Annotated in this window: 16 protein-coding genes and 5 pseudogenes; 12 read left to right on the forward strand and 9 right to left on the reverse strand. The window is 37.1% G+C overall.

Annotated elements, in window-relative coordinates:
• From ACFINU_RS08015 to ACFINU_RS08040, 6 genes and pseudogenes are all read right to left on the reverse strand, one after another.
• A pseudogene (locus ACFINU_RS08015) lies at window positions 1–162 on the reverse strand (exonuclease); the annotation flags it as partial.
• A 1-nt stretch (window position 163) separates the two neighbouring features.
• Window positions 164–945: pseudogene (locus tag ACFINU_RS08020) on the reverse strand (ERF family protein).
• A gap of 915 nt (window positions 946–1,860) precedes the next feature.
• Window positions 1,861–2,496: pseudogene (locus tag ACFINU_RS08025) on the reverse strand (phage antirepressor KilAC domain-containing protein).
• Between the two features lie 180 nt (window positions 2,497–2,676).
• On the reverse strand, window positions 2,677–2,802 hold the full coding sequence (locus ACFINU_RS08030; protein ID WP_375618719.1) for a hypothetical protein: 126 nt from the start codon (window positions 2,800–2,802) through the stop codon (window positions 2,677–2,679).
• Between the two features lie 85 nt (window positions 2,803–2,887).
• The gene (locus ACFINU_RS08035) at window positions 2,888–3,049 is read right to left on the reverse strand and encodes a hypothetical protein (RefSeq protein ID WP_375618734.1); all 162 of its coding nucleotides are present in this window, start codon (window positions 3,047–3,049) and stop codon (window positions 2,888–2,890) included.
• Window positions 3,050–3,180: 131 nt separating this feature from the next.
• On the reverse strand, window positions 3,181–3,831 hold the full coding sequence (locus ACFINU_RS08040; protein WP_375618720.1) for a helix-turn-helix transcriptional regulator: 651 nt from the start codon (window positions 3,829–3,831) through the stop codon (window positions 3,181–3,183).
• A 455-nt stretch (window positions 3,832–4,286) separates the two neighbouring features.
• Here ACFINU_RS08040 and ACFINU_RS08045 point away from each other — a divergent pair.
• The 3 genes and pseudogenes from ACFINU_RS08045 to ACFINU_RS08055 all read left to right on the forward strand — a co-directional run.
• A pseudogene (locus tag ACFINU_RS08045) lies at window positions 4,287–4,752 on the forward strand (crossover junction endodeoxyribonuclease RuvC); the annotation flags it as partial.
• Window positions 4,753–5,605: 853 nt separating this feature from the next.
• Complete coding sequence (locus ACFINU_RS08050; protein WP_375618722.1) at window positions 5,606–6,235, forward strand: hypothetical protein; 630 nt, start codon at window positions 5,606–5,608, stop codon at window positions 6,233–6,235.
• A 294-nt stretch (window positions 6,236–6,529) separates the two neighbouring features.
• The gene (locus ACFINU_RS08055; RefSeq protein WP_375618723.1) at window positions 6,530–7,006 is read left to right on the forward strand and encodes a hypothetical protein; all 477 of its coding nucleotides are present in this window, start codon (window positions 6,530–6,532) and stop codon (window positions 7,004–7,006) included.
• A gap of 150 nt (window positions 7,007–7,156) precedes the next feature.
• Here ACFINU_RS08055 and ACFINU_RS08060 read toward each other — a convergent pair whose 3' ends face one another.
• Window positions 7,157–7,450, reverse strand: a complete 294-nt coding sequence (locus ACFINU_RS08060; RefSeq protein WP_375618724.1) for a HigA family addiction module antitoxin — start codon at window positions 7,448–7,450, stop codon at window positions 7,157–7,159.
• 16 nt (window positions 7,451–7,466) lie between these two features.
• Window positions 7,467–7,748, reverse strand: coding sequence for a type II toxin-antitoxin system RelE/ParE family toxin (locus tag ACFINU_RS08065; protein WP_375607508.1), 282 nt, complete (start codon window positions 7,746–7,748; stop codon window positions 7,467–7,469).
• A 189-nt stretch (window positions 7,749–7,937) separates the two neighbouring features.
• Here ACFINU_RS08065 and ssb point away from each other — a divergent pair, with 189 nt between their 5' ends.
• The 7 genes and pseudogenes from ssb (at window position 7,938) to ACFINU_RS08100 (ending at window position 12,183) form a co-directional block, all read left to right on the forward strand.
• Complete coding sequence (gene ssb / locus ACFINU_RS08070; RefSeq protein WP_375618725.1) at window positions 7,938–8,390, forward strand: single-stranded DNA-binding protein; 453 nt, start codon at window positions 7,938–7,940, stop codon at window positions 8,388–8,390.
• A gap of 10 nt (window positions 8,391–8,400) precedes the next feature.
• Window positions 8,401–8,937, forward strand: a pseudogene (locus tag ACFINU_RS08075) (hypothetical protein).
• A gap of 33 nt (window positions 8,938–8,970) precedes the next feature.
• A complete protein-coding gene (locus tag ACFINU_RS08080; protein WP_375618726.1) occupies window positions 8,971–9,201 on the forward strand; it encodes a type II toxin-antitoxin system HicA family toxin in 231 nt (76 codons plus the stop codon).
• The gene (locus ACFINU_RS08085) at window positions 9,198–9,593 is read left to right on the forward strand and encodes a type II toxin-antitoxin system HicB family antitoxin (protein WP_375618727.1); all 396 of its coding nucleotides are present in this window, start codon (window positions 9,198–9,200) and stop codon (window positions 9,591–9,593) included. Before ACFINU_RS08080 ends, ACFINU_RS08085 begins: the two co-directional genes overlap by 4 nt.
• Window positions 9,594–10,101: 508 nt before the next feature.
• On the forward strand, window positions 10,102–10,422 hold the full coding sequence (locus ACFINU_RS08090) for a hypothetical protein (protein ID WP_375618728.1): 321 nt from the start codon (window positions 10,102–10,104) through the stop codon (window positions 10,420–10,422).
• A 3-nt stretch (window positions 10,423–10,425) separates the two neighbouring features.
• Entirely contained in the window at window positions 10,426–11,007 is a 582-nt protein-coding gene (locus ACFINU_RS08095; RefSeq protein WP_375667534.1) for a hypothetical protein, read from the forward strand.
• 585 nt (window positions 11,008–11,592) lie between these two features.
• On the forward strand, window positions 11,593–12,183 hold the full coding sequence (locus tag ACFINU_RS08100) for an antA/AntB antirepressor family protein (protein WP_375618730.1): 591 nt from the start codon (window positions 11,593–11,595) through the stop codon (window positions 12,181–12,183).
• A 61-nt stretch (window positions 12,184–12,244) separates the two neighbouring features.
• Here the strand turns inward: ACFINU_RS08100 and ACFINU_RS08105 are convergent, their stop codons facing one another.
• Complete coding sequence (locus ACFINU_RS08105; protein WP_375618731.1) at window positions 12,245–13,291, reverse strand: Fic family protein; 1,047 nt, start codon at window positions 13,289–13,291, stop codon at window positions 12,245–12,247.
• Between the two features lie 94 nt (window positions 13,292–13,385).
• Here ACFINU_RS08105 and ACFINU_RS08110 point away from each other — a divergent pair, with 94 nt between their 5' ends.
• A complete protein-coding gene (locus ACFINU_RS08110) occupies window positions 13,386–13,955 on the forward strand; it encodes a hypothetical protein (RefSeq protein WP_375667536.1) in 570 nt (189 codons plus the stop codon).
• On the forward strand, window positions 13,945–14,492 hold a 548-nt coding region (locus ACFINU_RS08115), incomplete at its 3' end, for a phage terminase large subunit family protein (protein ID WP_375667539.1). The genes ACFINU_RS08110 and ACFINU_RS08115, both read left to right, overlap by 11 nt.

Here is a 14,492-nt window from a genome sequence, read left to right on the forward strand (position 1 = left end):
GCTTGTTTCGCCTGTTAAGCGCTCTGTTATGAGTTTGATTTTGTAGTCTTCATATTTGCTCGTAGGCAATCCTTTTGCTGTCTTACTGAGTACGCTGTAAATATTTGATGCGGTGACTTTACCCAAGCGCGTTTGGAACCATTTTGCTGTTCTTTGTTCCATCTCACACCGCCGTTTGTTGCTCTTGTGATGGGAGCGATTGTAGAGCTTTTTCTTTTTGAATATTTTTTCTTCTTTCCAAATGCCCCAAAACCAATTCTGCTTTTTTACAAGACATATCTGTTAGTTTTTCTGCTTCTGCAAAATAAAGAAGACTACTTTCATTTGTCCCTGTTTCTTTAATTAATTCTTCGATTTGCTTTATCTGTTTAGAGGAAACTTTTTGATTATTTGTATCGTCTTCTTTGGTTTGCGGTTGACCATCTGTATCGTCTTCTTTACTTGCTACATTAAGAAGCATGCCTAACAGGTATCTCCGTGCGTAGGTAAGTGTAGAACTAACTGATTGTATGTTATTTTTAGAGCCTGTACTGTCAATTGGAAATGTTCCTTCTGTTGAGATTTGATTTTCTGAAGGATGAGACAGAATTATTTCTATGGTAACGTTTTTTTCTGTTTAATGTTTAATATAGTTGTATTTTGCAAGCCCGTCCTTTACAGCATCAATGTACTGATCAAGCATAGCGTATTTGCTGTTTGTATGGGTGATTGTAGAGTTTTTTCAATATTTTGATATTTTGTTTGCATAGCCGAAAGATCACGGACAAAGTTTTGGCGCTCTTGTCGTTCTATTTCTTTTTCTCTTAAATCAAGAAGACGCTTTAAGCGGTCAATACTGACGTCACTTTCTAAGGCTTTATTTAAAATACATTCCATAGCAGTTTGTTCGACGGCTAAATGATGTGTTTCTTCAATTTCTATTAGGTTAGTGTTTTGTTCACTCATTTTGATTTCCTCCATTACGCGCAATTCACGTGTGGCGTGAATCACGCATGTTTTAAAAGGCTGGTTTGGCTGTTAGAAAGGGCTTATACGCTCTGTCTTTTCCTAGGGATATGTTCTCGGCTTTTCTATTATAACTAATATGTGTGTTGCTTGAAATACATGTGTTACCACATACAACAGCATCACCACCAATATGAGCTTTTTCACAAATATTGCATTGCCGTGAATTTCGGCTATTCCGTAAACTTGCGTATTATCGAAAATATGTGCATTGGATTCAACACAAGCATTTCCAAAGTCTCTCAGTGCACGCATGAAACGAACTGGGCGACGATAGAGAATGTCTATTTCATCAGTAAATTCGTATTTTTTTCCATGGTTTATTGCCTCTCGCCCTTTGTGATGATTTCATCATTGATGATCTCTGCGTTCCCTGAATAAATGCATAACCATAGATTTTGGCATTTCCTCCAACTTTTGCTCTGATGGAAATCAATGGACTGTCATAAATTTTAGCTTTTCTACTAATAAATGCAACACTAGAAACCTGTGCATTTTCGTAGATTTGTGCATTGGCAAAAACACGAATATGTCCAAAAATCTGCGCATTGCCAAAAATATTAGTTTCTCTGGTAACAGATTCACTACCAAAAACACATGCATTTTCATAAATACCAGAAATGTTATCAATATAAGCATCACCAAAAACCTTGGCATAACCATAAACTTTTGCATTATCACCTACCCAGCAATTACCATCATGACTGAGGTTGTCTTCTTTTTGTATAAAGCCGCCTAGGTCTCCTGCTTTAACAGCATCAAAATCTCTTAAGGCTTTAATTCAGTGAAGAGTTTTTCCAGCAAACTCTATTGTTTCATCAGTCATTTCGTATTTCTTTTCCATGATTGTTGCTCTTAATGCATGCTTTGTCTTTATAAGCTCTTGAAACAGCAAACCAATGCCTTCTGCTGCTGGTACAACTTTTTCTATTCCATTTGCGGTTTGAAGTGTGATGGTCGGACAATCCATAAGTTGCTTTTGGATTTTGTCTTGATACGGTAGCAAATTTCCACCTGCTGCTCGTCTGTAAAACCACCCTTTTTGCTGTAAGAAGAAAATGAATTGTTTTGGTTGTATCTCGAGTATTTTAGCGGCTTCTGTAAGACCGAAGAGTCCGTTGTGACGTTGCAAACTTTCAAGAGCAGCTGCTTTGGGTTTAAGGATACTCACTTCACTTTTAAAATCTCTAATTGTGTGATACTTTCTAAAAGCAGTTTTTTTTTCACAAAGAGAGGGTCTTCTAAAGCGTTTGCAAGGTCTAAAGGTTTCTTTGCACGCCGTTCACATTCAATAAAATATTGACGGGCTTGTTTACCTTTTTTATTACGCTCTACCATGGCAAGCTCTTTTGCCATGTCTAATGTGAGGTGATAGTCTATGGCTGTAACAGCTCTAGATTTTGCGCTCCCCAATTTTGTGGACCGCAAATCTTGTGTTTTTATAAAATCACTTTCCTCTTCAAATTCATATTGATGAATACGATCCTTAATTCAAGTAGAGAAATCTTTCCCTATTTCCAAAAATTCATGTAACTCACGTGCGTTGACCGTTTGAACGGTTTCGTGTTTGATTGTATTGTGCTGGATAGCAATAGGCTTTTCCATTACGAACCTCATGTTGATGGGATTGATGAATGAAAGGGGGGCGCTTTTAAATGCGCCCTTCAGAATTTAAAGCACATCACAAGGATGCAAACGGTGTTGTTGTTCGTAAGAATCATACATTGCATCGTCATATTCATGCTGTTTTATATCGTCTAAAAAAAACGTATGCTGTGATGTGTAAAATAACGTCATGGGGTATGTTTCCGTTAAAACACTGTTCTTCACGTTCTCTAAGATAAAATTCTGCGATATCTTCAGATATATCTTCGCAGCTCTTTTAAGAAGGATTGATGCGAAAGATTTGGATTTCATTATTTGCCTCGTCAATAATTTTTAGAACTTGGCTTTCATCAAGTGGTCCTGACCGACCAATGTTTTGATCATCATTATAGACAACTAATAAAATTTTATCAGAATTTATAAGAATTGGCTTATCCATAATTTCCCCTCCCTAACACCTCTTGGCGATTGTTTGTGCGTGGTTTATGGATACCAATGTAGCGATTTTAAAAATTTTTTTAAAAGTAATAAACTAAAGGCTTGCTTGAAGAGAAGTATAAAAATATTAATTCATATTCTGGCTGGTTTAATCCAGTCGATAGGTGCACACCATTCTAATTCTACATCTACGATATCAGCATATTTTCCATTTATACTGGATAAAACCCATTTCCCTTTTTCTTTCCCGAGACGTAATACTTTGATGTAAACTTTTCCACATTTAGTTTTTATGATAGCGCGGTTGTTAATAAGATCCTCTGGTGGCAAATGATAGGAATAAAAAAGAAGGCTTCCTTCTTCAATGGCTGGAAACATAGAATCACCTACCACGCGAACAGCAACAGTTCCTTTAGGAGCAGATGGCGGGGCTTCTACTTCTTCTAGACAACCAGAATCTATTGCGATTATTTCTCCTCCGACTCCTACAGATCCAATCAAAGGAACTAAGTGATTAGGAGGAATAGAAGCACCGGTAAGCTTTGATATTTCTAATAATTCTCGAGCAGAAATATCTCTTGTTTCTTTTAGCATTTTATTGACGGCAGCACGATCTATCGAGCGACCTAAAGAAGCGGTTAGCTGTCTTGAAAGCTCTGATTGGCTTAATCCAGCTTCAGATAAGGCATTTTGCAACCATTGTGAGATACTTATTGTCATATCTTTATTGTAGGTACGTTGTATACAATCGTCATTTTCTAATTTAGCAACATGTGGTTTCATTATTAATTTTCTTTCTTAACATTGTTTTTATAATCGCTACATAATGTACTATGAAACAATCTTCGGAAATAATAAATCTGTTAGGTGGGGTTCGTAGGGTAGTATCTCAGCTGCTTGGGGTTCATAGAACACGCGTGTATGCCTGGTTCCGTTCTATATCAAAAGGTGGAACTGGTGGAAGAATTCCAACAAAACATATCCCAATTCTTTTGAATGAAGCTAAAAGAATTGGAGCACCGATTAAGACAGAAGACTTTTTCTCGTTTTTTTATAGGACGCAATCATGTGATTCTAAATTATCTTACAATCTGCTTTTATTACTGCTTCTACAGATAGTAATGAACATCAACAGCATCATTCACATTCTTAAACAGGCATTAAATAAAGAGACAAAATTAATAGATTACGCGTCACCATGCGCACGCATAAATACGTAGTGCCTTAAGGGGGAGATTATGATCACTAACGCACCAACTATTTTATGTCTTGATCTAGGGACCAAGACAGGCTGGGCGATATGTGGTGCAGATACTAGTATCACTAGTGGTACCGTTAATTTTCAATCACGCCGTTTTGAAGGCGGTGGCATGCGTTATTTACGCTTTAAACGGTGGCTTACTGAACTAAAAAGGTCCGTTGATGAAATTGACGCGGTGTATTTTGAAGAGGTGCGCCGGCATGTGGGTACAGACGCTTCTCATATTTACGGAGGCTTTCTTACTAGCAACCTTAACAGCGTGGTGTGAACATCATCAGATACCATATGAAGGCATTCCTGTTGGCACAATTAAGAAGGCAACAACAGGAAAAGGTAACGCCTCAAAAAAAAAGATTAAGGCGGTGTGTGCAAAAGGACATACGCCTAAAGACGACAACGAAGCAGATGCTTTAGCAATTTTATATTTAATGAAAGAAGGGGGGTATACATGTCCAATAAATTACCGTGGACGGAGGCTATTTGCAGATAAATGGATTCTTGATCTTGCTTGTTTATCTCCCTTTGAGTGCAAAGTTTACATAAAGTTACGCTTGCAAATGCTTTATACTGGAAAACCACTTTTAATAATATGAAGGTCCGGGCTGATTACACTGGCTGTTCAGTAAAAATGTTTATGAAAGCGTTAGAAGTTTTAATAAGCACAGGTCATATCAAACGTTTAGACGATGGATGTTTATGGAGTTTAAAAGTTGAAGAAGAACTCAATAACTCTAATGAGAGTTTAGAGAAGGTATCGAAGACGTCACGGTCAAAGACGTTATCAGAGAGAGCAAAGAAAGCAGCGTAGGCAAGATGGGATAAACATACAAATGATGCTTGTGGTATGCTTAACGATGCTAAAGCAATGCTTAATGATGCCCATATATAACATAAACAATAACAGTTATAATAAAAAACTAATACTATCGTATTAGCAAAAAAGAAATTTGTTCTGAAAATTTAGAAACAAACGAACAGGTTCATGAGTCAATAGAGATTTATGCTTGCGGAAGCCAACCAGAGCAAATCACAACGGATGTAGAAAACCAACCTCCCAATCACAAGCAAAAGAACGTTCCCCAAAAAGCGAAGCGGACTAAATCAAAAGATGATTTTCGCTTACCTGAGGATTTTGAACCTAATTTGCAATACGCAATCGATAAAGGCTTAACCCATGATGAGGCGCTGTTAGAGTTCGAACGGTTCACAAATTACTGGATAGCAAATCCAAATAAAAATGCAAACAAACGGGATTGGTAAAGGACTTGGTACAATTGGGTCACAAGCCCTATCGGAATGCTAGAAAAGAAAAAAGCAAGATTAGAACGGGAAAAACGGTTAGGTGGTCATTATGGAAAATTCACTCATAAAACTTTTACAGAACAGTTTGCAGAGGGCTTCAACGAACTCAGAGATCATCTCTCATCTGGAGAAGATTATGGAAATGATCAGTCCGGGGCATCCATTGACGCTGAAAGCTGGGAATACATTGACGAAACAGGAGGAGGCGCAAACCTTAGATGCTTGAATCATCTACAAGCGTTGCTTTCTGTGAAAGCTTCAGTTAATCAAATTGAGCAAACTTCTTTCCTACTCTCAAGCATGAGAGTCCCTGCGAATACAGACGCCAAAGCCGTCGTTTTATCCTATGGCATGATGCTGAACCGCATTTCGTCATATGCTATGAAAAAGGGCGTCGAAAATATCGTAACGGGTCAAGCAATTGGGATATCAAAAACATTTATGCCAACTTGTGGAGAGCTTTTAACTTATTACCAGACAGTAGAAAACACCCTTCTTTCAAAAGCCGAAAGTGTACGCAAGGCTGTTTTGAACACCCGTGAAAAAAGGCTGAAAGAAAAGGTAATGAGAGAGAATTCAAAACCACTCACGTTGGTTGAAAAGCAAAAGCTTGAAGAAATTTAAATGGTCTTGGGGAACAGTGAAATACATTGCAGGTTAGTAAACTAGTGAAAAGCGCTGATCATTTTGGGATTAGATATGTGTTTAAACCGACAAAAAGGCACCGTACAAAGAGATTTGAAGTTTTTTTACTACAATTAAAAACACAAAACGCTCTGTACGGTCTGATTTGAGGTAAATAGACCAATTGGTAAAATTATGGACTAAAAACATGAGAATATTAAAAGACCTGTTCTTAAAAAAGCGTAAACAACCAATGCAAAAAGAGTTTGTTGCAACAGCTGTTGGTTATGTTCCTTGGGGGGACGGAGCAGAGGTTTTTTAGGAATTAAAAAAAATCCCTACTTTATTCAAAGTATTTTGACATTTGCATCTGTTTCTTTGGTAATAGTCACAGCGGTTTTTGCAATTTTATACAATTCTCATATTCCTTTTGAGTTGCAGAACAATCCAAAATACAAATGCGGAAATACAACAGGTTGGGTGAAACTAACACGTGATTTACAACAGTATATGCACAGACTTTTAAAGCTAATAAGTTTAGCGCTTGTCGTTTTAATTTTCCCAAATAGTTATAAGGAAATTGTTTCTTTGCCTATTATTTCTAAGTACGTGGAGTATAAGCTTTCTTTTCCATTGGATACTGTACTTTGGTACTCAGATATTGCTCTTTGGTATTCTTTTTTAGTTTGTGTATTGTTTCTTATGTTACGTACACGCAATTTAATAAACATATCTATTTACACACTACAGTGCTCAGTTAAAAAGCCATAGTAAAATTCCGATTTTATAAAACTGTTCAGATTACGTTGTCTCTTCTCAACGTTCATAGATGCAATCAACAAGAGCATAAAAAACTATCGTGGGTTGCTTGATTTTAAAGAACATGACCTCTAGGTGTGAAGAAGGATGTGCTAAGTCTTTCTAAAGATGTCCTACTTGCTCTAAAGGTGAAATATGTGGGATTGGGTTGTTATGCCGAGCTTGCCATAAATCATGCTTTTGTTGCAATTTAAGCCAGAATTCCGCATCATTTAAACCCGCTTTTTCTAACCGTAAAGCTAAGTTAATACTAATCGCGGCATGGCAGTTTAAGACACGGGATAAAGTTAAACGTGCAACACCAAGACGATTTGCCGCTTCTGTTACTGTTAATCCTAATTCATCAAGCAATTCTTCTTTCAAAATGCCGCCAGGGTGTGGAGGATTGTACATCATAATAACACCTCAAAACTCAATGGTAATCTTGATAATCAACCAGTTCAACGTCTGTCCCAATGAAACGAAAGGTAACACGCCAATTTGCATTGACACGCATTGACCAGTAACCTTTTAAATCGCCCGTAAGCGCATGTAGACGATACGATTTAAGAGTAACTTGTTCAGGCGCGGATATTGTATCTAAAATTACTAAAATGTTTGCTAATTTTTTAACATGCGCGGGTTGTATGCCTTTGCACTCTCCTCTTTCAAAGAATAATTTCAACCCTTTATGCTTAAAACTAACGATTGCCATATATACCCTCTTGATACTTGGTACTATACACCATGCATTTATGTCAATTGATTATTTATCAAAGAGCGCTTTAAAACATAATGTTATATGTTAATAATCAATAATATCCTTTTGAAATAATAGAAAAAATAATAAAACTATGCTAAAATTTCTCACATATGTAAAATACAAATTTAAGGTAACTAAAACATGCTAAACAAAGTGACATTAATCGGACGCCTTGGTGCTAATCCCGAAAGCAAAACAATGAATTCTGGAGCTGAAATAGTCAATTTTAGTATAGCGACTTCTGAGAGCTATACAGATAAAAAAACCAATCAAAAAGTAGAGAAAACAGAATGGCATTCAGTTGTGATTTTTAATCCACATTTAGCAAAAATTGCACTTCAATATCTCAACAAAGGTTCAAAAGTTTACGTAGAAGGAAAATTACAAACACGTAAATGGCAAGATAAAAATGGGTATGACCGTTACACAACAGAGATTGTTTTACCGCAATTCAAAGGCGAGTTGTATTTGCTTAATGCAAAGAAAAATCAATCGGCATCCCCTACCCCTTCACCCATTACTTCTCAAAATTATGCTATCGCTTCAGGTGCTCAAGATTATAGAACAGCTCTTAACGATAGCGTCCCATTCTGATTGAAAAAATATGGCTAAAAGAAAAAAACATGCAAAACGTGGTCGTCCTCGGATTAAAGGATGCATAAGAGAACCAAATGGACGCATCTCACGAGCAAAAACACCGCATGAACCCATGGATAAATTGGCAATTGAAATGCGTGCCAAGCGATTTGGCTTAACCATAGAAGAGGCTAAAAATCCACTTTCCAGTACCTATATCGGGCGGCTTTATTTGCAAGGCGAAATCAATTAAGACCAATATGATGCTGCGCAAAAATATCTTGAAGTGAAAAACAATTACCTATGTGCAAAAGGATTGCCTAATGCAATTTATGATAACTTTACTCCTTCATCAAATGAGGAGGCACAAAAACGGTGGATTGCAAGAGCAACTCATTGTTATGAAGTGACGAAAGAGGCTATCAAAAAAGCACAACACCTCTATAGACAGTATAATCTTTATGCTGCATTACAATATCTTGTTATAGAAGATCAATCGCTAACACATCTTGTTAGTTCTTTGCGTATAGTTCTTAATGCGCTTCATAAGCACTTTAGCCGTTAAAAAAGAATTGACATCAGATGAAAAATCATTAAAATGTGTATATATTTACACATTATGAGTTTAGGGAAACAAAACAGCCGAAAGATAATTGCAAAATTAAAGCGTGATGGCTTTGAACTTGTCAAAATAAAAGGTTCGCACCATAAATTTAAAAAAAATGGTAAGATTGTTATTGTTCCACATCCTAAGAAAAATCTTCCAATTGGTACAGCGCGTTCTATTGCACTACAAGCAGGATGGTTAAAAAAAGGAGAAGAAAAATGAAAAGATTTTTTGCTCTTGTTCATAAAGATGAGGACTCTGCTTTTGGTGTTCAATTTCCTGATTTTGCAGGTCTATTCTCTGCTGCTGATGAAGAAGAAAATCTTATCATAAATGCAACCGAAGCACTTCAACTTTATTGTGAAGATATAGATATAGTGCCTATCCCTTCAAAATTTGAAGAAGTCATACAACGGGAATCTGTCAAAAAAGCTTTGTCAGAAGGAGCTTTTTTAATACAAGTCCCCTTTATTGAAAATGATGCAGAAGTAGTACGTACGAACATATCTATTGAAAGAGGGCTCTTACGTGCAATTGATGATTGTGCACAAGAAAGAGGCTTAACGAGATCTGCTTTTTTGGCAACAGCAGCGCGTCACGAGCTTAATATTTAGCTCATCAATCTGGAAAAATTTCTCACTCTCGATTTTTTTTGCAAAAGCGTGTAATTGCATATGATCCGCAAACTATTAATGAAAATCAAAAGGCGGCAGGCAAACAAAACGCTATAGTTAAGAGGGATATAACTATCATTGATACTATATACATGGCATCTAATATTTCTGAACCTGTCATTGCCTTTCCCTCCTATAATAATTTCACAATAATTTATAAAATCTAAAATGTTTTAGAAAATTCTATATATTCTATTTTAAAATAAAAAAATACAAGATCATGATTTTTTTGTTGACATCGTGTAAAAAATCGTATTTAATGATGGCGCTGCATTAGTTGTATTGTGTCTAAAATTCAAAAATATACCCAAAAATTCAGCAAAATGTGAACTTGAAGCGTAGCTAGAAAGCCCTGTTTTCTTGCTAATTCTGGCTAATTAATTTTTCACAGAATAAAAATCAATATTTGACTAATGATGTCATTAATTATGACTCAAAAGGAGCGAAGATGAAAGCTGTCATCACTAAGCCAATGTGTGTTGTTGGCGATAACAAAAGCACTGTTCGTTTTGAAACTTCAACACCCAATAATCCATTTGTTGAAGTTTCCAATCAAGTCTACGCACGTCTCAAGCGTGCAAATGCTGCTAAACCTTTTGTTGATGTTCAAATAAAAATAAAACCCGACAAGACAATTGAACACATTAAGCAGATAGAACAAGAAGCCGTACAAACATCAACTGAATCAGCAGCCGAGGAAATTCCACTCGAACAACCCAAAACACCTAAAGCTTCCAAGCCATCAACATCTACCCCAAAAAAGGCTTAGAAGTTGAAATTAATTATCCACCAAAAATGGTATCTTCAACAGGCAAAAGATACCTTCACAAGCCTTCAAGCCCCTCGCCTTAATTGGGCTCTGCGTAATGCTGTAAACACCTCTGCAAAACAAGTTGAACGCTTTACTGAAAAGCAAGTTGCAGATGTTACATCTGCCCAATCAAAGCGTATCAAAAAAGGCGTTTATATTAAAGGAAAGGCTACAGCAAAGCTTCTCGAGACAGATATCATTGGTTCTGGAACACCAATACCTCTTAAATTTTTTAAAGCAGAAGAAACAAAACGCGGCGTAACTTACACACTGTTTGGAAAGAAAGAAATCTTACCCCATGCTTTTATCAAAGGTGGGTGCTTTCCAAAGTGTGTTGAATTAAAAAAGCTGAATGGTAATGTTTTTCAAAGAGCGGATGGAGATCAATTCCCTATTGCAAAACAAGAAGGACCCTCAATTGCTGGAATGATGTCCAAACCAGAGATTGCAAGTGCTATTGCACAATATGCCAATGAAAGATTAACTGAAAACATACAGAGACAACTTAAACGTCAAGAATATGCTGCCAACAAGAAAGGCTAGATCATGTTCTCAAGCTTTATCTATATCTTACATATCCTTATGAGTTTAAGCATTACATATTCTTATTGCAATTTAAAAAAAGATCATCATTTATGCTTTGTTTTTTCATAAAAAAGTCAATAAAATCAATTCAAAAGGTACTCCCAGCGGGTTGGCTTCGTTGCGGGGCAGGACAGCGCAAACTATCGCTAGCGACAGAATTTTCAAATTGATTGTACATTGTACACTTGACTCATTGATAAATAACAATTTCAATATGTACACTGTACAGTATGTGAAACGTTTTCTTAGCAAAAAGTAATTTTTATTACTTGACAATTCTACAGTAATAGGTATCTTCGAATCAGGTGCCTAGAAAACACCTGAAAACAACTAGCGGATTAGTTGCCGAAATAACTGATCTTCCGCAAACTAAAAGCTTTGACTCATTGTATGCTACACGCATATAATAATATTGTCGGGTGTGGTTATGCTATACAATACCCTTTATGGGAAAGGCGTAACGACGGGCTAGTTGCCGTGTTTTCTAGCGCCCGGCATCCTCTTCGGATGTCAATAGAAAACCTTAACAACTAGGAGTTCATTATGAACACTCTTATTAAAATTACAGAACAAACAATTGATCAAGAAACAGTTCAAGCAGTAAATGCACGTGAGTTGCATATGTTTTTGAAGGTCACATCTCGTTTTAACGATTGGATCATTAATCGTATTAAAGAATACGGCTTCCTAGAAAATAAGGACTTTATAAGTTTCGCTAAAATTTTAGCGAAACCCAATGCCTCCCAAGAAAATCAAGGTGTTATGAGTTTCGGTAAAAATTTACCAAAATCTAAAGGCGGTCGTCCAAGTACAGAATATCACATCACTTTAGACATGGCGAAAGAGCTCTCAATGGTGGAACGTAACGAGAAAGGACGTCAAGCACGCCGTTATTTTATTGAGTGCGAGAAGAAACTGAGAAACCAAGCTGTTGATTGTGACCGTGATACACGATTTGATTTCCCAAAAGATTGGGATCAAATGTCTCCAACTAAAAAGGCTGTTTACATTTATGGACCTCTCCATATGCATCTTGTTAAAGCCTTTACGTTGGTAGAAGAAAGCAAATATTATAAAGCTTTAATCAAAGAAGCAAAACAAGTCTTAGAAAGATCTGTCGTGAAAGCTGCTTAGCTTAAGACACATCTCCCCTCCCCGTTCTCAAAATGGGGAGGTGGTTAAGAAGGCAATAAAATTAAGGTGCGCTATACCAAGTTGATCTTCCACCACCATGACGTATCAAAAGACCTTTTTCAACTAATGATGTAAAAGTTACTTTAAGTGTATTAGAGCTTGCACCAACCTCACGCACCATATCGCGGGTTGTAACACGTCCGTGATTACGCACATAATCAAGAATATTAAGAGCCAATTCAGATAAGGAAAAAAGAGCATTTTTTTCACTCTCTATTTTTATTTCTAATTGGCGTTTTTGTTTTTGTAGAGCACGTAAAAAAAAGAGTATCCAAGGCTCCCAATTGGGTGTTTTAGTATAAATTGTTTTTTGAGTTTGATTTAAAGCTAAGTAATAGCTTTCTTTATTATTCTCAATAATGCTTTCAAGTGATGAATATAGTACATAAACATAACCTTTTTGTAACAAAAGAAGGGTGGTTAAGATACGGCTTAAACGTCCATTTCCATCTTGAAAAGGATGAATAGCTAAAAATGTTACATTAAAAATACCAATCGTAAGTAAAGGATGAAGATCCTTTAATTCATTGGTTTTATTGAACCAAGTAATAAGCTCTTGCATTCGGTATGGTGTATCAAATGGTGTAGCTGTTTCAAAAACAATGCCAACCATTTTCCCTTGAGAATTAAATGCTGCTACATCATTGCGTAAAGTCTTATATTCACCTCGATGTCGTTGATCTTTCTCACTATAACACAAAAGATCACGATGAAGTTGTTTAATATGATTTTCAGTAATAGAAATATCACTCCAAGATTGAAAGATTGTTTCCATAACCTTGGCATAACCGATAACTTCTTGTTCATCACGACTCTTGAAACGTTTAATTTCTAAGTTTACCAAAAGCTGTTCGATTTCGCGGTCTGTTAACTTACTCCCTTCAATGCGTGTGGAAGATCCAATACTTTCAACAGTAGCAATATGACGAAGAGCGTTCAATCGCTCAGGTGCAAGAGTACCAAGGGCGCGCCATGCCCCTTTGAACTCATCAATTTCAGCAATGAGAGCCAACAATTCTTGTGTAATTTGGAGTGTATCTGTTTTCATACCGGAATATATACCCGATTATACCCGATTGTCAATCATTCGTAACACCGTAAACTCTTACTTCTTATGGCAGAGAAAAAGGCAAGGAGCCACTATGACTAAGAAAACGCGTAAAGGTTTATCGCTTCGTGCGTTTGCCAAAAAGATGGGTGTTTCTCCTAATGCGGTGGCTTCTCGTTTTAAGACAGGGAAGTTTGATAAGGCTCTTTTTGAAGATGGTTCTGTTAATGAAGCGCTTGCAACAGCTATCTGGAATGAGAATCCAACAAAACGCCCTGCTCCATTTTTAGCTCCGGATGGTCAACCGCGAACAAAGATCAAACAAACCTCTACAGAGGGCGCTAATGAATACAAGATTAAACTGGAGCGAATGCAAGTTGCGCTAGCAAAAGAAAAGATTGCTCTGGAAAAGTTACGCGAAACAACTGTTGATCGTGAAGAAGTGAGAAAAGAAGCATGGAACTTTGGAAGAGCGCATCGAGATACAATGCTCAATTTTGCCTATCGCTTTGGTACTGAAATTGCGGCGCAAGTGGGATGTGATGCTGCGAGCCTTATTGGAGCTATCGATCATCATATGCGCAAAGCTTTAGTGGAAAATGTCGTCCCTGTTTCTTTTCACGATCCCAACATTTTAGAAGAGAATCCAGAACATGATAAGTGATGCTTCGCCCTCGTCCTCTGGTGCTGGGCTCTTTTTTTGCTATGCGAATGAAGGACGCCGTCCTGACCCGCCTTATACTGTTTCCCAGTGGGCTGATAAAAATCGTTATTTGAGCACAGTTACGAGTGCTGAGCCTGGATTATGGAGGACTATACGTACCCCCTATTTACGAGAGATCATGGATAATCTTTCTGTTTATGATCCGACTGAAACAACGGTTGTGATGAAAGGGGCTCAGATTGGAATGTCGGAAGCAGCGTTGAACTTTTGTGGTTATGCCATTCATCATAGTCCAGGACCTGCCCTTTATGTGATGCCGACAGTTGAGACCGCTAAGAAACTGTCAAAGTCTCGTCTTGATCCGATGATTTCAGCTAGCCCTGCTTTAAGTGAACGCATTGCTCCTGCTCGTGCACGAGACAGTGGAAATACAATGTTTTCAAAGGAATTTTATGGGGGAACATTGATGATTACAGGAGCAAATAGTGCTGCTGGATTGCGTTCTTCTCCTATTCGCTATTTGGTTTTGGATGAAGT

Source organism: Bartonella sp. AC130YNZD (genome assembly GCF_042196865.1).
Classification (GTDB): Bacteria; Pseudomonadota; Alphaproteobacteria; order Rhizobiales; family Rhizobiaceae; genus Bartonella.